Origin of the sequence: Streptomyces sp. NPDC006872, from assembly GCF_040635845.1 — a bacterium.
In the GTDB taxonomy this organism is placed as follows: domain Bacteria; phylum Actinomycetota; class Actinomycetes; order Streptomycetales; family Streptomycetaceae; genus Streptomyces.
In genome coordinates, this window is record NZ_JBEYIL010000001.1 from 817,202 (window position 1) to 834,649 (window position 17,448).

Below are 17,448 nucleotides of genomic sequence, written 5' to 3' on the forward strand. Positions count from 1 at the left end.
GCGTCGTGGTACGGTTGTGGAACACGACGCGGGGTGGAGCAGCTCGGTAGCTCGCTGGGCTCATAACCCAGAGGTCGCAGGTTCAAATCCTGTCCCCGCTACTGAAAACGAAGGCCCGGATCCAGAAACGGATCCGGGCCTTCGTGATGTGCGAACGCATGTGCCGGGGGACGTGATGGCCGCGCCGCTGTGGGGAGTTGAGGGATCTGTGTTTGACTTGTCTCTCTGTGGGCATGTCGACAAAACGCTGAAGTGACCTTACGGGCCGCGGTATACCAGGTGTACCCGGGTTGCGGGTGGTGCGACGATGGACGTTATGGGGGACAAGGCAACTCTGTTCGAGACAGGGCGGTTTGTGCAGCCTTCCGGCGAGGAAGCGACCCCGGACGAGAGCCGGGACGAGACGGCGGACGCCGTCGAGACGGGTGAGGCCGTCGAGGAGATGCGCCTGCGGCTCGCGGCGGAAGCCGGCGACGCCGAGGCCATGAGCGTCCTCGGGGCCATGCTGCTGCGCCGCGGTGACCTCGACGGTGCCGAGCCCCATCTGCGTGCCGCCACCGCCGAGGGCGACCGGGCCGCCGCCAACAACCTGGGCGTTCTCCTCCATCAGCGCGGTTACCCCGACGACGCCGCCGGCTGGTGGCGGGTCGCCGCCGTCGCCGGCTCCGCCGCGGCCGCGCACGCGCTGGGCCGCCACCGACGTGAGTGCGGGGACGAGCCGGCCGCCGAGTACTGGCTGCGCCAGTCCGCCGAACAGGGGCACGCGCTGGGCGCGTACGCCCTCGCCGACCTGCTGGAACACCGTGGCGACGCGGGGGCCGAGCGCTGGATGCGGGCCGCCGCCGAGCGCGGGCACCGGGAAGCGGCGTACCGGCTGGCCCGCGCCCTCGACCAGAAGGAATACGAGCAGAGCGGGGAGCGCCGGAGCGCCGTCACGGACGGCGACCGGGATGGGCACGGCCACGACAACGGTGCGGCCGCGCGGGCCGAGGCCGAGCAGTGGTACCGGCAGGCCGCCGCGCGCGGACACCGGCGGGCCGCCCTGCACCTCGGCACCATCCTGGAGAAGCGGGGCGAGCTGAAGGAGGCCGGGCGCTGGTATCTGACCTCCGCCAAGGACGGCGAGGCACGGGCCGCCTGCGCGCTCGGCTTCCTGCTGCGCGACGCCGGCGACACCGAGAACGCCGCCATCTGGTGGCTGCGGGCCGCCCAGGAGGGCGACGGCAACGCGGCGAACGCACTGGGCGCGCTGCACGCCGAGCGGGGGCAGACCCAGACCGCCGAGCGCTGGTACCGGGCCGCCATGGACGCCGGCGACGACAACGGCGCCTACAACCTCGCCCTGCTCTGCGCCGAGCAGGGCCGCACGGCGCAGGCCGAGCAGTGGTACCGGCGCGCGGCCTACGCCGGGCACCGGGAGGCGGCCAACGCGCTCGCCATCCTGCTGCTCCAGGGCGGCGACACGGCCGGCGCCGAACCGTGGTTCTCCAAGGCCGCGGAGGCGGGCAGCGTCGACGCCGCGTTCAACCTCGGCATCCTGTTCGCCGGGCGGGGCGAGGAGCCCGTCGCGCTGCGCTGGTACGAGCGGGCGGCCGCCGCCGGGCACACCGAGGCGGCGCTGCAGGTCGGCATCGCGCGGCTGCGGGACGGCGACGAGCAGGAGGCCGAACGGCATCTGCGGTGCGCCGCCGGCGGCGGGAGCGCGGAGGCCGCCTACCGGCTGGCGGCCGTGCTCGACGCGCGCCGGCCGCAGCAGCCGGCGCACGAGCTCGGGGAGATCGTGCACGAGAAGACCGAGTGCGAGGAGTGGTACGAGCGGGCGGCGACGCAGGGTCACCGCCGCGCACAGGTGCGGGTCGGGATGCTGGCCGCCGCGCGCGGCGACGTCGTGGAGGCGGCGCGCTGGTACCGGACGGCCGCGGAGGCCGGATCGCGCAACGGCGCCTTCAACCTCGGGCTGCTGCTCGCGCGGGAGGGCAGCGAGCCCGAGGCCGCGGTGTGGTGGACCCGGGCGGCCGACGCGGGGCACGGGCGGGCGGCGTTGCGGCTCGCCCTGGTCTACGCGCGTCGCGGCGAGCTGGCCGAAGGGCAGCGCTGGGCGGACCGGGCGGTGTCGCTCGGGCCGGCGGAAGTCTCCGAGCGGGCGGCGCGGCTGCGGGACGCGCTGCGCGAAGAGCTCTCCGCGTGACCTCGTCCGACCTGCGAAGACGGGCGGCCGTCTAATGGATTTGCCTTCGTCCTCCCCCTTCACGTAACGTTGCATTCATCGCCGCGGGGTGGAGCAGCTCGGTAGCTCGCTGGGCTCATAACCCAGAGGTCGCAGGTTCAAATCCTGTCCCCGCTACTGAAGGCCGAGGGCCGGAATCCAGAACATGGATTCCGGCCCTCAGTCGTTATCCCCCTCAGCCGACTATGTCCCTGGGTCGTTGTCGCCCTCAGGGCTTTCAGCCGCTGCGGCCGACCGCCTCCTCGTACAGGCGGCGGTTCACGGTCCGTGACTCCGGGAGCGGGTCGCCGTCGGTCACCCCCTGGGCCTGGTAGGCCGCCTGGAGGCGGTCCGTCGTGCCGGAGCGGATCTCCCAGTCCATGCGGAGCGAGGGCGTGGACTGCAGGATCGCCTCGTCGATCTTCAGCAGCTTCGCGAGATACGTGACGAACGCCTCGTCCTTCTTGTAGTCGGCCGCGAAGTACGTGTTCACCGTGCGGATGTACGCCCTCAGCAGGGCCACCCCCGCGTCCATGTCGTCGTTCAGCAGGCTCGGGCCGTAGAGCAGGCCGCCCAGCGGCTCGCCCTGGGGCTGGCCGCCGAGGAAGGCGTAGGAGGGGTCGCCGTCGACCTTGCGCCAGACCGGGTCGAGGAGCCAGGCCGAGTCCACCCCGCCGTTCTGGAGCGCGGTCAGGACGTCGGCCGAGCCCAGCTGCTGGTACTGGATGCGGTCCAGGGCGCCGCCGTGCTCCTCCAGCGCCTTCTCCATGGGGTACGCGATCACCGAGCCCTTGCCGATCATCGTGCCGAGTCTGCTGCTCGCCATGGAGACGTCGTCGGCCTGCTCGCCGTCCTTCAGGCGTACCCACAGGCCGCTCTTGGAGCCGGGGCCGGGGGAGAAGTTCCCCGCGACCCAGCGGATGTCGAAGCCGCCCCTGACGCCGTTCATGACCGCCGCCTCCGGGGCCGCCCACAGGGCGTCGACGTCCCCCTTGGCCAGCAGGGGCAGGGCGTCGGGCGTGGGCAGCACCTTGAGGGCGACGTCCAGGCCCTCCCGTGCGAACTCGCCCTTGTCGAGGGCGACCTGGAGCGGGGCCACGTACTCCGCGCTCAGGGTGCCCGTCGCGATGGTGAGCCTGCGGCGCTCGGCGAGGGGTGAGGGGGCCGGGGAGCCCGTACGGCAGCGGGCGGGGGCGCGGGTGGGGGAGAGGTCCGCCGGGTCCGTCCGGGCGGCGGTGGTGCAGCCCTCCACCGGGCGGATCGCACGGGTCGTGCCCTGGGCGCCTGCCTGGGCGTCGGCGTCGTCGTCCGGTTGCGACGAGGAGCACGCCGCCGATGCCAGCAGGGCGGCCGTGACCAGTACGGCCGGTACCAGCCCGCGAAAACGTCTCCTCATGCCTGCCCCCGGCCCCGGTCCCGCGGCGCCCACGGCGTGAGCAGCCGTCCCACGATCCGTACCAGCTCGGAGAAGACCACTCCGAGCACCGCCACACAGACGATCCCGACGAACATCACGTCGTTCTGGAACAGCGCGCGCGAGTCGAAGATCAGATGGCCGAGGCCGTTCGCCGCGGCGATCTGTTCCGAGGCGACGATGACCAGGACCGCCACGCCCGCCGCGATCCGCGCGCCGACCAGGACGGCGGGCAGCGAGGCGGGGAGCAGGACGTGGCGGAACATCTGCCACGGCGAGGCGCCGAAGACGCGGCCCGCGTCGCGGTGGCCGGCAGGGATCGCCAGCACCGCCGACATGGTCGAGATCCACACGAAGAAGAAGACCGTCGCTGCCACCAGGGCCACCTGCGGGCCCTCGCCCAGGCCGAACATGTTCAGGAAGATCGGCAGGAGGGCCAGTTTCGGGACGACGTACAGGGCGTCCAGCAGGGGCTCCAGGGCCGCCCGGACCAGGGAGAGGGAGCCCATCAGCAGGCCGAGGGCGTAGCCCGCCGCCGTGCCGATGGCGTAGCCGCCCAGGACGCGCTTCAGCGTCGCCCACACGTCCGGCCACAGCTCGCCGGCCGCGGCCCGGTCCCAGCCGTCGGCGAGGATCGTGGACGGGGCCGGGTAGACGCGGTCGTCGATCCAGCCCCGGACGGCCGCCAGCTGCCACAGCAGGACCAGCAGCAGCGGGACCGCGAGCGCCAGGGAGCTCTCCAGGGCCCTGCGGCGGCGGTGGGTGCGGACGGGGTGCAGTTCCTCGGGGCCGGGGCGGCGGACCAGGACCTGCCCGCCCGAGTCGGAGTTCGAGTTCGGGTTCGAGTCCGCGTTCTTCAGCAGCGTGCTCACGCGAGCACCGCCTCTCTGCGCAGCAGGTCCCACAGCTCGTCCTTCAGGGCCGTGAACTCGGGGGTCGAGCGGATGTCCCCGGTGCGCGGGCGCGGGAAGGGCGGGCGGTGTTCGGCGATGATCCGGCCCGGGCGGGCGGACATCACCAGGACGCGGTCGCCGAGGACGATCGCCTCCTCCAGGCTGTGGGTGATGAAGAGCGTGGTCGTGCGGGTGGCCTGGGTGAGGTCGAGGAGTTCGTCCTGGAGGATCGTGCGGAGCTGGGCGTCCAGGGCCGCGAACGGCTCGTCCATCAGCAGGATCTCGGGCTCGACGGCCAGTGCGCGGGCGATCGCCACCCGCTGGCGCATCCCGCCCGAGAGGGTCGCCGGGTAGGCGTCCGCGAAGCCCGCCAGGCCCATCCGGGCCAGCCAGTCGTCGGCGCGGGCGGTCGCCTCGCGGCGTGGGACGCGCTGGACGTCCAGGCCGAAGCGGACGTTGGCGCGGACGGTCTTCCAGTCGTAGATGCCGTAGTCCTGGAAGATCATGGCCGCGGGGCGGGGGTCGGAGGTGCGGATCTCCAGCGTGCCGGTGCTCGGGCGCAGCAGCCCCGCCGCGATGCGCAGCAGGGTCGACTTGCCGCAGCCCGAGGGGCCGACGACACAGGTGAACTCGCCGGGGGCGACGGCCAGTTCGAGGGGACCGAGGGCGTCGACCGCGCCCGGGCCCCGGCCGAAGGTTCGGGTCAGATCACGTGCGCTGAGTTTCGGATACGGCTCTCCCACAGCTCCCGACGATATGACGGGCCGTCAGATTCGGGAACCCCGTGTGCCGGAGCGGGTGCGGGCGGGAGTGCCGGTGCGCGGAAGGGGGGTTACGTCGCGGCGCAGTTCGGGCAGATCCCGCGGTACGTGACCTCGACGTCCGAGACCTTGAAGCCGAAGCGCTCGGAGTCGGGGAGGTCGGCCAGCGGGTTGCCGCTCGGGTGCACGTCCTTGATCGCGCCGCACTGGGCGCACACCAGGTGGTGGTGCGGGCGGTGCGCGTTCGGGTCGTACCGCTTGGCGCGCTTGTCGGTGGCGACCTCGAGCACCTCGCCGAGCGAGACCAGTTCGCCGAGCGTGTTGTAGACGGTCGCCCGGGAGATCTCCGGCAGCCGGACGACGGCCCTGGCGTGCACCTCGTCGGCGGTCAGATGGACATGATCGCCGTCGAGCACCTCGGCCACGACACGCCGCTGCGCGGTCATTCGCCATCCGCGTCCGCGCAGTCGTCCCAGAAGGTCACTCATGGAGCCCAGCCTAACAGCCAGCGGGAACAGGTCCCGAACGAGTGTGACTTTAGAGCCCAACTTGACTTGGACAAAGTCCATTGTAGGATCAACCATGAGACTGCGGCAAGCGGCTGGAGGTCGCGGTCCAGGCCCTGCGCGGCTGACAGCACTGGACCGCTTGTCGTGAGCGAACGGGCCGGGTTCCCCCTCGGGGGGCCGGCCCGTTCGTCGTTCGGGCCGGCGTCTTCAGGCCGGTACCTGCTCCCGGGCCGGCGCCCAGCAGCGGATGATGTCGCGGACCGAGACGATGCCGGCCGGCTCGCCGCGGTCGAGGACGATCAGATGGCGGAAGCCGCCGTGCGCCATTGCTCGGGCCGCTTCCTCCAGGGTCCAGGTCGGGGCGGCGAAGACGACGTCGTTGGTGGTGTGGGCGTGGGTGTGTTCGCTGTCCGGGTCCTGGCCCAGGCCCACGGAGTTGAGGATGTCCCGCTCGGTGAGGATGCCTATGCCGCCGGCGTCCGGGTCCAGGACGATGGCCGCGCCGACACGGCGTGCGGACATCAGGGCGGCGGCCTGCCGGAGGGTGTGTGCGGGGCCGATGGTCAGGACCACCGTGCTCATGGCGTCGCGGACGAGCATGGGCTGAGCACCTCCTATGAATCCGTGACTTGTCGGTTCATGGATTAGTTCATGAATTCACAAGTTCACAAGTGGGGGTGGTGTCAGCGTGGCAGGTAAAGCGGGGGTCAACAAGAGGGCGCGCGCGTCCAATTGAGGGCGCGCGCGCTCATCTGTGGTTCTCGGGCGTGATGTTCAGGAGCGCTCGTTCAGATAGCCCAGCAGCTCGTCGTGGAGCAGCCCGTTCGACGCCGCCGCGTCGCCGCTGTGCGGGCCCGGACGGCCGTCGAGGCCCGTGAAGACGCCGCCGGCCTCCGTCACGACGATCGCGGTGGCCGCCATGTCCCAGAGCGAGAGCTCCGGTTCGGCGCACAGGTCGACCGCGCCCTCGGCGACCAGCATGTACGGCCAGAAGTCGCCGTACGCGCGCGTGCGCCACACCTCGCGGGTCAGGTCGAGGAAGCCGTTCAGCCGCCCGCGCTCCTCCCAGCCGGTGAGCGAGGAGTACGCGAAGGAGGCGTCCGACAGCTTCGAGACGCGGGAGACGTGCAGCCGGCTCGCGGAGGAAAGGCTGCGGCCGGTGAACGCGCCGTGCCCCTTCGCGGCCCACCAGCGGCGGCCCAGCGCGGGCGCGGAGACCACGCCGACGACGGGCTGGTAGCCGCCCTCGCCCGCCTCCATCAGCGAGATCAGCGTGGCCCAGACCGGGACGCCCCGCACATAGTTCTTCGTGCCGTCGATCGGGTCGATCACCCAGCGGCGGGGGCCGGTGCCCTCGATGCCGTACTCCTCGCCCAGGATCGCGTCCCGGGGGCGGGCCCGCTGGAGGTGGCCGCGGATGATCTCCTCGGCGGCCTTGTCGGCCTCGCTCACCGGGGTCATGTCCGGTTTGGTCTCGACCTTGAGGTCGAGGGCCTTGAAACGGTCCATGGTCGCGGCGTCGGCGGCGTCCGCGAGGACGTGCGCGAGTCGGAGGTCGTCCAGGTAGTCCGGCATGGAACGAACCGTATCCGGCGGGGCCGAGCAGGGGCCACAGGGGACCGGGGTGTGGACGCCGTCCCTCTCGCGAACCCTTGACAGTGCCGTCGTGCGCGTCAAACCTGGGGCGCAGAGCCGCTCGTTCCAGGGAGGCGATGATGCCTGCAGCGCGGGAATCCCTACTGGACGCCGCCTTCGAGGCGCTTGCGCTACGGCCGTGGGCCGCGGTGCGGATGGTGGACGTCGCCGCGGCGGCCGGGGTGTCCCGGCAGACGCTGTACAACGAGTTCGGCAGCAAGGAGGGCCTGGCCCGGGCACTCGTCAGACGCGAGGCCGACGGATATCTGGCCGGGGTCGACCGGGCGCTGGCCGTGCGCGGGGACGCCCGGGACCGGCTCACCGCCGCCGCCGAGTGGACCACCGCCGCCGCCCGCGACAACGTCCTCGTACGGGCCGTCCTCACCGGGTTCTGGAGCGAGCGGCTGCCCGCGCCGACGCTCGCGGCGGTGCCGTCCTCCTCCGCCGTGCCCGCGCAGCGGCGGGCGGACGGGCCGCTGCCCTCGCCCGGCGATCTGGTGGGCGCCGTCCGCGACCGGGCCGTGGCCGTGCTCTCGGGACCCGGCGCCGTCCGGGCCGACGCCGCCGACCTGGCCCGCGCCTGCGAACTCGCCGTCCGCCTCGCCCTGTCCTGCGTGGCCGCACCGCCGCCGGGGGAGGACGGGGTCGCCGAGCTGGTACGGGGAGCCCTGCAGCGCCAACCGGCCGTCTAGCCGCCGCCCCGGCGTCCTAGTGCGCCGACCCCGACAGCTGCAGTCCGATCACTCCTATGATCACCAGGCTGATCGAGACGATCTTCAGGACCGACACCAGGTCGCCGAGGAAGATCATGCCGTAGATCGCGGTGCCCGCCGCGCCGATGCCCGTCCACACGGCGTAGGCGGGGCCCACGTCGAGTTTCTTCAGGGAGAGGGTCAGCAGGCCGAAGCTCCCCAGGGCGAAGATGCAGAACGCGACGGTGGGCCAGAGCCTGGTGAAACCGTGGGACAACTTGAGGCACACGGCGAAACCGGTCTCGAGCAATCCGGCTACGACGACCAGCAGCCACGCCATGAGCTGTCCCTCCGTGTGTCCGGCTCGGTGCGATTATGCACTTACCGGACTCGGGTGTATGCAAACAACGCGGTGGTCAACAGCCTGTTCGTCGGCTGCCCATCAGCTGTTCAGTTGCCCATCAGCTGTTCAGTCGCCTTCCGTGCGCTCGCGCGTGGACAGCAGCCGTCGCAGGGAGTAGAGCCGCGCCGGGTCGGCGTGGCCCTCGGCCACCCACGCGTCCAGCGCGCAGTCCGGCTCGTCGTGACTGCACGCGCGCGGGCAGCCCTCGGTGCCCGGCACCAGGTCGGGGAAGGCGAGGATCACCCGGGACGGGTCGACGTGGTGCAGGCCGAAGGACCGTAGGCCCGGAGTGTCGATCACCCAGTCCTCCGTGCCCGCCAGGGGCAGGGCCAGCGCCGAGGTCGTCGTGTGGCGGCCGCGGCCGGTCACCGCGTTCACATGGCCGGTCACCCGCCGTCGCTCCTCCGGGACCAGCGCGTTGACCAGGGTCGTCTTGCCGACGCCCGAATGTCCGACGAACGCCGTGATCCGCCCGGCCAGCAGCTCGCGCACCCGGCCCACCGCGTCGCCGTTCTCCAGCTCCTCACGGCTGGTGACGACGTACGGGATGTCGAGGTGGCCGTACAGCTCCAGCAGCTTGTCCGGGGACGCCAGGTCCGACTTCGTCATGACCAGCAGCGGGGTCAGACCGCCGTCGAACGCGGCCACCAGGCAGCGGTCGATCAGCCGGGGGCGCGGCTCCGGGTCGGCCAGCGCGGTGACGACGGCCATCTGGTCGGCGTTGGCGACGATCACGCGCTCGAACGGGTCGTCGTCGTCCGCGGTGCGGCGCAGCACCGAGGTGCGCTCCGCGATGCGGACGATACGGGCGAGGGTGTCCTTCTTGCCGGACAGGTCGCCGACGATGTCGACCCGGTCGCCTACGACCGCGGCCTTGCGGCCCAGTTCACGGGCCTTCATCGCGAGGACGATCCGGTCCTCGACGAGGCAGGTCAGCCGGCCCCGGTCGACGGTGAGGACCATGCCCTCGACGGAGTCCTCGTGCTTGGGCCGGATATGCGTACGCGGCCGGTTGCCCTTGCGGTTCGGGCGGCTGCGGATGTCGTCCTCGTCGGTGTGCTTGCCGTAGCGGCGCATGGCGGAAGTCCCTATACCCCGGACGCCTCGAGCATCCCGGTCCACAGGTCGGGGAAGTCCGGCAGGGTCTTCGCCGTCGTCGCCACGTTCTCGATCTGCACGCCGTCCACCGCCAGGCCGATGATCGCACCGGCCGTGGCCATGCGGTGGTCGTCGTAGGTGTGGAAGATCCCGCCGTGCAGCCGGCGCGGGCGGATGTGCAGGCCGTCGGCTGTCTCCGTGACGTCCCCGCCGAGCTCGTTGATCTCCTTGGTGAGGGCCGCCAGCCGGTCCGTCTCGTGCAGGCGCAGGTGGGACACGCCCCGCAGGGTGGACGGGGAGTCCGCGAGGGCGGCGACCGCCGCGATGCCCGGGGTCAGCTCGCCGACGTCGCTCAGGTCGACGTCGATGCCGTGGATCGAGCCCGAGCCGGTGAAGACCAGGCCGTAGTCGGCCAGCTCGCAGGAACCGCCCATCTCGGTGAAGATCTCCCGCAGCCGGTCACCCGGCTGGGTGGTGCGGGCCGGCCAGTCCGGGATCAGCACCCGGCCGCCCGTGACCAGCGCCGCCGCCAGGAACGGCTGGGCGTTGGACAGGTCCGGCTCGATCGTCAGGTCCCGGCCGAGCAGCGCGCCCGGCGTGACCCGCCAGACGTTCGGCTCGCCGCCCGACTCCGGGGTGTCCACCTGGGCGCCGACCGCGCGCAGCATGTCCACGGTCATCCGGATGTGCGGCATGGAGGGCAGGGTCGAGCCCGTGTGGCGGACCTCCACCCCCTGGTTGAAACGCGGGGCGGAGAGCAGCAGGGCGCTCACGAACTGGGACGACGAGGACGCGTCGATGTCCACCGGGCCGCCGTCCAGCGCGCCCGAGCCGTGCACCGTCAGGGGCAGCGCGCCGCGGTCGTCGTCGTCGATCCGCGCGCCCAGGACGCGCAGCGCGTCGATGACGCCGTTCAGGGGACGCTCGTACGAACGCGGGTCGCCGTCGAAGCGGACGGGGCCGTCGGCGAGGGCGGCGACCGGCGGCAGGAAGCGCATCACCGTGCCGGCGTTGCCGACGTCGACCGTGGCCGGTCCGCGCAGCCCCGCGGGCAGCACCCGCCAGGCCTCGCCGGTGCCGTCCGGGCCCACGCCCTCCTCGATGCCGACGCCCATCTCACGCAGCGCGCCCGCCATCAGCAGGGTGTCGCGAGAGCGGAGCGGGCGGCGCAGCCAGCCGGGCTCGGAGGCGAGGGCGGCGAGGACGAGGGCGCGGTTGGTGACGGACTTGGACCCCGGCACGTGGACCGTCGCGTCGACGGCCTCGCTCGCATGCGGGGCGGGCCAGAGGGCGGTGGTTGCGGCGGGGTTCACGGGCATGCGCCCACTTTAGTCTGCGGCCGTGGTTCGGGTGCGGCGCGTAGGCCTGCGGCCGGCCGTGGTCGGGTGCGGCGCCGTCGGGGCTTGTCGCTCCCCACTTTCGGCTTCGCTCGAGCGGGGGAACTGCCATCGCGGCGGAGCCGCATGTCGACACAACCCCGCGCCCCTTGAAAGCAGTCCCCCGCGCCCTTGGAAAGAGGGCGTTTCTACAGGCCCAGGAGCCAGCGTCCGCCGCCCAGCAGTGCGCACAGGCTCACCGTGTGGAACAGGAACAGCCACAGCGCCGCCGGGACGTGGGTCAGCCGGGAGAGCTGGTCGGCGTCCGAGTCGCCCGCGCCGCCCCTCGATCGCTTCATCTGCAGCTCGAAGGCCGGGCGGACGCCGCCCAGGAGGAGGAACCAGACCACCGCGTACGCGAACGCCGCCTGCACCTGGGGGCCCGCCAGCCAGGAGACCAGGAGGAACGTGCCGCCGGAGAGGACCACCGTCAGGGCGCCGTACGCGTTGCGGATCATCACCAGCATCGCCACCAGCAGGGCCGTGGCCAGCCACAGCAGCAGGGTGATGCGGCCGGCGCCGAGCAGGGAGGCGCCGCCCAGGCCGAGGAGCGGGGGAGCGGTGTAGCCGGCGGCGGCCGTGAGGATCATGCCGAGGCCGTGCGGCTTGCCGCGGCTGACGGTCAGGCCGCTGGTGTCGGAGTGCAGGCGTATCCCGGTGAGCTGGCGGCCGGTGAGCAGGGCTATCAGGCCGTGACCGCCCTCGTGGGCGATGGTGATCGCGTTGCGGGAGACGCGCCACAGGCTGTGCGGCACGACGACCGCGAGGGCCGCGACCGCGGTGGCGATCACCACCCACAGGTCGGGGTCGGACTGGGTGCCGACGAGACGGTCCCACAGGTCGGGCAGCGCGGTGGCGGCGGTGCTGTCCATGGTGTGTGGTGGCTCCCAATCGACGTACGGAGTCTGGCAGTGTGGCACGTATGTGCGGACGGTATGCAGCGAGTCGCAGGCCCGAGGATCTCGCAGGAGTCTTTGAAATCGAGAAGTGGGAGCCCGAGGAGACCTTGGAGCCCGACTACAACGTGGCGCCGACCAAGGAGGTCTACGCCGTCCTCGACCGTCCGTTGAAAGACGCCGACGACCGCCGACCGGTTCGCCAGCTGCGCACACTGAAGTGGGGGCTCGTGCCCTCCTGGTCGAAGACGCCCGAGGGCGGCGCCCGGATGATCAACGCGCGCGCCGAGACCGTCCACGAGAAGCCCTCGTACCGCCGTGCCTTCGCCGCCCGGCGCTGCATCCTGCCCGCCGACGGCTACTACGAGTGGGTCACCGCCAAGGACGAGCGCGAGCTGGAGGTCGAGGGCAAGAAGAAGCGGGCCCGCAAGCAGCCCTACTTCGTGCTCCCGGCCGACGGCTCGGTCTTCGCGATGGCCGGGCTGTACGAGTTCTGGCGGGACCGCACCCTCCCCGACGACCATCCGCGGGCCTGGTGGGTGACGTGCTCGGTCATCACCACGGAGGCCGAGGCGTCGCCGCTCGCCGTGGCCCCCGCCGACGGGCCGCACGCCCTCGCCGACATCCACCCCCGGATGCCGCTGATGCTCACCCCGGACCGCTGGGACGCCTGGCTCGACCCGGCCCGGACGGACGTCGACGACCTGCGCTCGCTGCTCGAACCCCCGCCGGCCGGGCTGATGCGCGCCTACCCGGTGTCCACGGCCGTCAGCAACGTCCGCAACAACGCGCCGGAGCTGCTCAAGGAGCTGGAGGGGCCCGAGGAGGGCACACTCTTCTGACGTGAGCACCGAGATCGTTCCCACGGACGCGGGTGACGCCCGCGTCACCTGGCACCAGGCCGAGAAGGCCCGCCTCGTCCTCGCCGTCAGCCATGGCGCCGGCGGTGGCATCGAGGCCCGTGACCTCCGGGCGCTGGCCGCCGTGCTGCCCGGACACGGGGTGAGCGTGGCCCTCGTCGAACAGCCCTGGCGGGTGGCCGGCAAGAAGGTCGCGACCGCGCCGAAGACCCTCGACGTCGGCTGGCGCGGGATCTGGCCGGCCGTCGCCGCACCGGGAGTGCCGGTGATCTCCGGCGGGCGGTCGGCGGGCGCGCGGGTGGCCTGCCGTACCGCCGTCGAGCTCGGCGCCCACGCCGTCCTCGCGCTCAGCTTTCCGCTGCACCCGCCGGGCAGACCCGAGAAGTCCCGCGCCGACGAACTGCTCGGCGCCGGGGCGCCCACCCTCGTCGTCCAGGGCGCCAACGACCCCTTCGGCAGGCCGGACGAGTTCCCCGAGGGGGCCTACGAGCTCCTGGAGGTGCCGTACGGCGACCACGGGCTCGCCTTGCCCAAGAGGGCCGCGACCACCCAGGAGGAGGCTCTGGAGGCCGTCACCGCCGGTGTCGTCCGGTGGATCACGTCACTCGGGTAAAGAGCGGGGAATGTCGAGGGGCGGGTCGCTGTTGAGGCGGACAGAAGTGCTGAACGCCCGGCACCGACGCCAGTGGGAAGGAAGTCCGCCGCATGGGTTCGACCGTATGCCCGAGCCGTAGCAGCCGTACCGACCTGGACTGGACGGTGCTGCATGCGACCAAGGCCGCTCCTATTCGAGCGGCGGCAGGCACGGGTAGTCGTCTATCCTCCGATTCGAGTGGGATCGGTTTCGTTCCCACCCGCGATCTTGAGGAGGTGGGTCCGGTCACCGGTACCGACGCAGGGACCGACAACGGCCAGGCGGAGCTGCCCGAGGGCCAGGGCGTGAGCGCGGAGACGGGCACGGAGTCCACCGTGGAGCGCAGTGCGCGCTTCGAACGGGACGCGCTCGAATTCCTCGACCAGATGTATTCGGCCGCGCTGCGCATGACGCGCAACCCGGCGGACGCCGAGGACCTGGTGCAGGAGACGTACGCCAAGGCGTACGCGTCCTTCCACCAGTTCCGCGAGGGCACCAATCTCAAGGCCTGGCTGTACCGGATCCTCACCAACACCTTCATCAACTCGTACCGCAAGAAGCAGCGCGAGCCCCAGCGCAGTGCGGCCGAGGAGATCGAGGACTGGCAGCTGGCGCGCGCCGAGTCGCACATGTCCACCGGTCTGCGCTCCGCGGAGTCGCAGGCGCTGGACCACCTGCCCGACTCGGACGTGAAGGCAGCGCTCCAGGCCATCCCCGAGGAGTTCCGCATCGCCGTGTACCTCGCCGACGTCGAGGGCTTTGCGTACAAGGAGATCGCGGACATCATGGGGACACCCATCGGTACGGTGATGTCCCGGCTGCACCGGGGCCGCCGTCAACTGCGCGGCATGCTCGAGGACTACGCCCGTGAGCGCGGGCTGGTTCCGGCGGGCGCCGGAGAGTCGAACGAAGTGAAAGGTTCGGGCTCATGAGCTGCGGAGATCCGCACGAGACGGACTGCAGTGAGGTCCTCGACCACCTGTACGAGTATCTCGACAGCGAGATGCCCCCTCTCGACCGGGACAAGTTCCAGCACCACTTCGAGGAATGCTCGCCGTGCCTGGAGAAGTACGGGCTCGAGGAGGCCGTGAAGAAGCTGGTCAAGCGGTGCTGCGGGCATGACGACGTGCCGAGCGACCTGCGGGCCAAGGTCATGGGCCGGCTCGATCTGATCCGTTCCGGTCAGACCGTTCCCGAGCATGACGTGTACGAGGCGGCGCCGGCCGAGCTGCCGGGCGCGACGGCCGCCGAGGGCTGAGACCCCCGGCTGCCGTCGCGGCGGCAGCGGAACCTGCCTGGGATCCCTGACCGGCCGGGATCCGTCCTGCCCGATGTTCTTGCTGCCCGGCATCCGTGCCGGGTCAGACCTCCAGCGTGCTCTCGATCTTCTTGAGGCTGTGCCGGGCCAGCGCCAGGTTGCTGCGCGAGCGGTCGAGGGCCAGGTAGAGGAAGAGCGTTCCGGTGGTGGCGGCGAGCGGCCGGATCAGGTGGTACTGCCGGCCCAGGGTGATCAGGATGTCCTCGATGGTGTCGTCCATGTGCAGGGACGCCAGCGTGCGCATCTTCGAGCGCACCACCTCGGTGTTGCCCGCCGCGGCGAGCTCCAGGTCGAGCTGCGGACCGCCGCCGAGCGTGCCGAGCGACATGCCGCTTTCGTAGTCGACGAGGGCGACGCCGAGGGCGCCGTCCACGGTCATGGCTTCCTTGAGCGCTGATTCGATGTTCATGGTGTTGCCTCAATTCCCCAGTGCCGCTGACTGGTCGCTGCACGTACAACTACGATCGAACGTAAGCGACTTCTGAGTCACGGAACATCAACTTTGTTGCTTGTTCTGAAAGATGACGTTCAACGTACTGTGTGACGTCTGCACGTGAAGGGGGAAACGCGGAAATGACGACCGCGCTCCAGGCTTCCCTGGCCCGGCTCCTCGACTCCCCCGGGGTCACCGGCGTGGCTCTGGTCGACGCCGTCACCGGTCTCACCTACGGGGAGGCGGGCGACGCCGGGGCGGTCGGGGACGGGGCGGCCGACGCCGCACTGGCCGCTCTCATCGCCGAACGGCTGGGACAGGCGGGCGCCGAGGGGGAGCTGGAGAGCGTGATCACCACCAGCACGCGGCGCCATCAGGTGCTGCTCGCGGTGGCGCGACCGGGCGGCGACCCCCTGCTGCTGGCCGCGGGCCTGGACCGGGAACGGGCCAACCTGGCGCTCGCCACCCGCAGTCTGGACTCGCTGGCCGCCGAGGTCCTCGGATGACCGCCGGCGCGCGCAATCTTCCCGCGCTGCTGCAGGGGCTGCGCGACGAGGGCTTCAGCGGCACGGTCCGGGTCTCCGGCACCCCGGGGGGAACGATTCATCTGCGGCAGGGCCTGATCGGCGCGATCGAGACCCCGGGCGCACCCCCCGCCACCTCGCTGCTGCTCACCCCGGGCCGGGTCGACGACGAGGCCTGGCTCGCCGCCCGCGCCGCCCAGCCCGACGTGGACCTGCTGGGCGGACAGCTGGTGGCCGCCGGTCTGATCGGCGCCGCCGAGCTGGAGGTGGTGTGCGTAGCCGCCGTGTTCGACGCCGCCTTCGCCATGGGGCTCGGCCCGCCGGGAAGCTGGCAGCTCAGCGGCCTCGAACCCACGCTCCGCGCCGAACCGGGCGTGGAGCCGAGGAAGGTGACCGAGGAGACCACCCGGCGCATCGCGCTGCTGGCCGAACAGTGGGGGCCGCCGGGCGAACTCGTCCGGGTCCGGCCCACCCCGTCCCCGGACGCCGCGGCCGACGGGCCGCCCGAGTGGCTGTCGCTCCGCCACCGGTCCGTGCTCGCCGGAGTCAACGGCCGCCGTACGGCCCGGGACATCGCCTTCACGCTGGGCCGCGGGCTGTACGCGGTCATGCTCGACCTGATCCGGCTGCGGACGCTCGGGTTCGTGCGATGGGAGCCCGGCGCAGGACCCCGCGAACGGCCCAGCACCGCGCCGCGCGTGCTGCCGACGAACGGGGCGGCGCCCGAGGCGGCGAGTCGGCCGGCGAGAGCCGCGCCGCTGCCCAGACGCACCCCCGGCGGCAACGCCTGGCGGCGCGGGAACGCCCAGGGAGAGGACCCGACGAGCCCGAACGGCTCAGAGAGTTGGGGCGGTCGGTGAACTCACGCCAACGCCGTGCGGAGCTGCGCAACAGACGGCGCGAGAACGCCGAAGCGAAGCGGCTCCGGGCCCGGGAACCGGACCGGTACCGAGACCCGCCCGCGACGCCCGTTCAACCCCCGGCATCCGATAGACCTCCGGCATCCGATAGACCTCCGACGCCTGAGCCTGACCGACCGCAGTTTGACCGGCCGTTGCCCGATCGACCGACACCTCTTCGACCGACCCCGCAGAAGCCGCCGTTGCCCGTGCGAGGCGCGTCGCCGTCCACCGACTCCGCAGGCGCCCTGCCGTTCGTCCTACCCATGCTGTCGGCCGAAGCCCTGGCCGCCGATCAGCCCTCCCTCGACATGCTGCGCCGAGTCCGGCGGGGCCTGGACGCGCTGCCGGAATCCGACTGAGGCGACTCGGCCGACACTGCGGAAGAATATGCCAACAGCAAGGTACCAAGGAGTAGTTCATGAGTGAAGACCCGTCACCGCAGCCGCAGCCGAACCCCTTGACCGACATCCTGATCTCGCTGCGCGACCGGGTGATGGGGGTCTCCGAAAGCGTGCTGTCCACGGTGGACGGTCTTCTCGTCGTCGCCGACGCGGACTCCGCCCACCCCGAGTCCGTCGCCGCGCTCGCCGCCGCCACTCTCGGGGTCGCCAGCCGCATGGCCGAGCAGGCGGGCACCGGCACGCTGCGCGAGGTGGTCGCGAGGTGCGGCTCCGGGCACGTCATCGTGGTGGGCGTCGGCGAACGGGCGCTGCTGACCGTCATCGCCGACGACGGCCTCGACCTCGCCGCGTTCCAGCGCGAGTCGCCGGCCACGGTGGAGCAGCTGAACCGGACGTTGGCGGCGGACGTGCCGAGGTGACACGTGTGAGGCGGACCGGCGGACAGCCGGGTCGCTCACTCGAACGGGCTAATCTCACGCCGCTGGGACCGCGG

General features: G+C 72.0%; 21 protein-coding genes and 2 tRNA genes. 12 read left to right on the forward strand and 11 right to left on the reverse strand.

Features of this window, described 5'->3' with window-relative positions:
- Positions 1-27: 27 nt before the first annotated feature.
- The 3 genes from ABZ725_RS03790 to ABZ725_RS03800 all read left to right on the forward strand — a co-directional run bounded on the left by ABZ725_RS03790 (position 28) and on the right by ABZ725_RS03800 (position 2,344).
- Positions 28-101: transfer RNA gene (locus tag ABZ725_RS03790), tRNA-Met, on the forward strand.
- A gap of 206 nt (positions 102-307) precedes the next feature.
- Positions 308-2,188: a tetratricopeptide repeat protein gene (locus tag ABZ725_RS03795; protein ID WP_358801143.1), complete on the forward strand. Its 1,881-nt coding sequence runs from the start codon at positions 308-310 to the stop codon at positions 2,186-2,188.
- Positions 2,189-2,270: 82 nt separating this feature from the next.
- A tRNA-Met gene (locus ABZ725_RS03800) sits at positions 2,271-2,344 on the forward strand.
- A gap of 100 nt (positions 2,345-2,444) precedes the next feature.
- On the opposite strand, the gene ABZ725_RS03805 is transcribed toward ABZ725_RS03800, so the two are convergent.
- The 6 genes from ABZ725_RS03805 to hisN all read right to left on the reverse strand — a co-directional run bounded on the left by ABZ725_RS03805 (position 2,445) and on the right by hisN (position 7,358).
- Positions 2,445-3,602, reverse strand: a complete 1,158-nt coding sequence (locus tag ABZ725_RS03805) for an ABC transporter substrate-binding protein (RefSeq protein WP_358801144.1) — start codon at positions 3,600-3,602, stop codon at positions 2,445-2,447.
- The gene (locus tag ABZ725_RS03810) at positions 3,599-4,483 is read right to left on the reverse strand and encodes an ABC transporter permease (protein WP_358801374.1); all 885 of its coding nucleotides are present in this window, start codon (positions 4,481-4,483) and stop codon (positions 3,599-3,601) included. The genes ABZ725_RS03805 and ABZ725_RS03810 overlap by 4 nt, the downstream gene beginning before the upstream one ends.
- A gap of 5 nt (positions 4,484-4,488) precedes the next feature.
- Entirely contained in the window at positions 4,489-5,256 is a 768-nt protein-coding gene (locus ABZ725_RS03815; protein WP_358801145.1) for an ABC transporter ATP-binding protein, read from the reverse strand.
- Between the two features lie 89 nt (positions 5,257-5,345).
- Positions 5,346-5,762: a Fur family transcriptional regulator gene (locus ABZ725_RS03820; protein WP_358801146.1), complete on the reverse strand. Its 417-nt coding sequence runs from the start codon at positions 5,760-5,762 to the stop codon at positions 5,346-5,348.
- Positions 5,763-5,990: 228 nt separating this feature from the next.
- Entirely contained in the window at positions 5,991-6,383 is a 393-nt protein-coding gene (locus ABZ725_RS03825) for a CBS domain-containing protein (protein ID WP_351903157.1), read from the reverse strand.
- Positions 6,384-6,557: 174 nt separating this feature from the next.
- Positions 6,558-7,358, reverse strand: a complete 801-nt coding sequence (gene hisN / locus ABZ725_RS03830; protein ID WP_358801147.1) for a histidinol-phosphatase — start codon at positions 7,356-7,358, stop codon at positions 6,558-6,560.
- Between the two features lie 137 nt (positions 7,359-7,495).
- Between hisN and ABZ725_RS03835 the strand changes: the two genes are divergently transcribed.
- Complete coding sequence (locus ABZ725_RS03835; protein WP_358801148.1) at positions 7,496-8,110, forward strand: helix-turn-helix domain-containing protein; 615 nt, start codon at positions 7,496-7,498, stop codon at positions 8,108-8,110.
- A gap of 16 nt (positions 8,111-8,126) precedes the next feature.
- Here ABZ725_RS03835 and ABZ725_RS03840 read toward each other — a convergent pair whose 3' ends face one another.
- The 4 genes from ABZ725_RS03840 to ABZ725_RS03855 all read right to left on the reverse strand — a co-directional run bounded on the left by ABZ725_RS03840 (position 8,127) and on the right by ABZ725_RS03855 (position 11,859).
- Positions 8,127-8,450 (reverse strand): multidrug efflux SMR transporter, encoded by a 324-nt coding sequence (locus ABZ725_RS03840; RefSeq protein WP_351903167.1) that lies wholly within the window; start codon positions 8,448-8,450, stop codon positions 8,127-8,129.
- A gap of 129 nt (positions 8,451-8,579) precedes the next feature.
- Positions 8,580-9,590: a ribosome small subunit-dependent GTPase A gene (rsgA, locus tag ABZ725_RS03845; protein WP_351903170.1), complete on the reverse strand. Its 1,011-nt coding sequence runs from the start codon at positions 9,588-9,590 to the stop codon at positions 8,580-8,582.
- Positions 9,591-9,601: 11 nt separating this feature from the next.
- Positions 9,602-10,930, reverse strand: coding sequence for a 3-phosphoshikimate 1-carboxyvinyltransferase (aroA, locus tag ABZ725_RS03850; protein WP_358801149.1), 1,329 nt, complete (start codon positions 10,928-10,930; stop codon positions 9,602-9,604).
- 206 nt (positions 10,931-11,136) lie between these two features.
- A complete protein-coding gene (locus tag ABZ725_RS03855; RefSeq protein ID WP_351903176.1) occupies positions 11,137-11,859 on the reverse strand; it encodes a M50 family metallopeptidase in 723 nt (240 codons plus the stop codon).
- Positions 11,860-11,909: 50 nt separating this feature from the next.
- Here ABZ725_RS03855 and ABZ725_RS03860 point away from each other — a divergent pair, with 50 nt between their 5' ends.
- The 4 genes from ABZ725_RS03860 to rsrA all read left to right on the forward strand — a co-directional run bounded on the left by ABZ725_RS03860 (position 11,910) and on the right by rsrA (position 14,635).
- Complete coding sequence (locus tag ABZ725_RS03860; protein WP_358801150.1) at positions 11,910-12,725, forward strand: SOS response-associated peptidase; 816 nt, start codon at positions 11,910-11,912, stop codon at positions 12,723-12,725.
- A 1-nt stretch (position 12,726) separates the two neighbouring features.
- Positions 12,727-13,356, forward strand: coding sequence for an alpha/beta family hydrolase (locus ABZ725_RS03865; RefSeq protein ID WP_358801151.1), 630 nt, complete (start codon positions 12,727-12,729; stop codon positions 13,354-13,356).
- Between the two features lie 257 nt (positions 13,357-13,613).
- On the forward strand, positions 13,614-14,309 hold the full coding sequence (gene sigR, locus ABZ725_RS03870) for an RNA polymerase sigma factor SigR (RefSeq protein WP_351903184.1): 696 nt from the start codon (positions 13,614-13,616) through the stop codon (positions 14,307-14,309).
- Positions 14,306-14,635: a mycothiol system anti-sigma-R factor gene (gene rsrA, locus ABZ725_RS03875; RefSeq protein WP_351903187.1), complete on the forward strand. Its 330-nt coding sequence runs from the start codon at positions 14,306-14,308 to the stop codon at positions 14,633-14,635. The genes sigR and rsrA overlap by 4 nt, the downstream gene beginning before the upstream one ends.
- A gap of 103 nt (positions 14,636-14,738) precedes the next feature.
- Here rsrA and ABZ725_RS03880 read toward each other — a convergent pair whose 3' ends face one another.
- Positions 14,739-15,104, reverse strand: a complete 366-nt coding sequence (locus ABZ725_RS03880; protein WP_351903190.1) for a hypothetical protein — start codon at positions 15,102-15,104, stop codon at positions 14,739-14,741.
- Positions 15,105-15,268: 164 nt separating this feature from the next.
- Between ABZ725_RS03880 and ABZ725_RS03885 the strand changes: the two genes are divergently transcribed.
- From ABZ725_RS03885 to ABZ725_RS03900, 4 genes are all read left to right on the forward strand, one after another.
- Positions 15,269-15,634: a hypothetical protein gene (locus tag ABZ725_RS03885; protein WP_358801152.1), complete on the forward strand. Its 366-nt coding sequence runs from the start codon at positions 15,269-15,271 to the stop codon at positions 15,632-15,634.
- Positions 15,631-16,512 carry a hypothetical protein gene (locus ABZ725_RS03890; RefSeq protein ID WP_358801153.1) on the forward strand — a complete coding sequence of 294 codons (882 nt, stop codon included), beginning with the start codon at positions 15,631-15,633 and terminating at the stop codon, positions 16,510-16,512. Before ABZ725_RS03885 ends, ABZ725_RS03890 begins: the two co-directional genes overlap by 4 nt.
- Before the next feature lie 242 nt (positions 16,513-16,754).
- On the forward strand, positions 16,755-16,913 hold the full coding sequence (locus ABZ725_RS03895) for a hypothetical protein (protein WP_351903605.1): 159 nt from the start codon (positions 16,755-16,757) through the stop codon (positions 16,911-16,913).
- Positions 16,914-16,972: 59 nt separating this feature from the next.
- A complete protein-coding gene (locus tag ABZ725_RS03900; protein ID WP_351903199.1) occupies positions 16,973-17,374 on the forward strand; it encodes a roadblock/LC7 domain-containing protein in 402 nt (133 codons plus the stop codon).
- The last annotated feature ends 74 nt before the right edge of the window (positions 17,375-17,448 follow it).

Bases quoted from the DNA above. Each gene is read 5' to 3' on its own strand.
- ABZ725_RS03795 (WP_358801143.1), top strand. From the start codon at position 308: ATGGACGTTATGGGGGACAAGGCAACTCTGTTCGAGACAGGGCGGTTT.
- ABZ725_RS03805 (WP_358801144.1), bottom strand. From the start codon at position 3,602: ATGAGGAGACGTTTTCGCGGGCTGGTACCGGCCGTACTGGTCACGGCC.
- ABZ725_RS03820 (WP_358801146.1), bottom strand. From the start codon at position 5,762: ATGAGTGACCTTCTGGGACGACTGCGCGGACGCGGATGGCGAATGACC.
- ABZ725_RS03825 (WP_351903157.1), bottom strand. From the start codon at position 6,383: ATGCTCGTCCGCGACGCCATGAGCACGGTGGTCCTGACCATCGGCCCC.
- hisN (WP_358801147.1), bottom strand. From the start codon at position 7,358: ATGCCGGACTACCTGGACGACCTCCGACTCGCGCACGTCCTCGCGGAC.
- ABZ725_RS03835 (WP_358801148.1), top strand. From the start codon at position 7,496: ATGATGCCTGCAGCGCGGGAATCCCTACTGGACGCCGCCTTCGAGGCG.
- ABZ725_RS03840 (WP_351903167.1), bottom strand. From the start codon at position 8,450: ATGGCGTGGCTGCTGGTCGTCGTAGCCGGATTGCTCGAGACCGGTTTC.
- rsgA (WP_351903170.1), bottom strand. From the start codon at position 9,590: ATGCGCCGCTACGGCAAGCACACCGACGAGGACGACATCCGCAGCCGC.
- aroA (WP_358801149.1), bottom strand. From the start codon at position 10,930: ATGCCCGTGAACCCCGCCGCAACCACCGCCCTCTGGCCCGCCCCGCAT.
- ABZ725_RS03855 (WP_351903176.1), bottom strand. From the start codon at position 11,859: ATGGACAGCACCGCCGCCACCGCGCTGCCCGACCTGTGGGACCGTCTC.
- ABZ725_RS03860 (WP_358801150.1), top strand. From the start codon at position 11,910: ATGTGCGGACGGTATGCAGCGAGTCGCAGGCCCGAGGATCTCGCAGGA.
- rsrA (WP_351903187.1), top strand. From the start codon at position 14,306: ATGAGCTGCGGAGATCCGCACGAGACGGACTGCAGTGAGGTCCTCGAC.
- ABZ725_RS03880 (WP_351903190.1), bottom strand. From the start codon at position 15,104: ATGAACATCGAATCAGCGCTCAAGGAAGCCATGACCGTGGACGGCGCC.
- ABZ725_RS03885 (WP_358801152.1), top strand. From the start codon at position 15,269: ATGACGACCGCGCTCCAGGCTTCCCTGGCCCGGCTCCTCGACTCCCCC.
- ABZ725_RS03890 (WP_358801153.1), top strand. From the start codon at position 15,631: ATGACCGCCGGCGCGCGCAATCTTCCCGCGCTGCTGCAGGGGCTGCGC.
- ABZ725_RS03900 (WP_351903199.1), top strand. From the start codon at position 16,973: ATGAGTGAAGACCCGTCACCGCAGCCGCAGCCGAACCCCTTGACCGAC.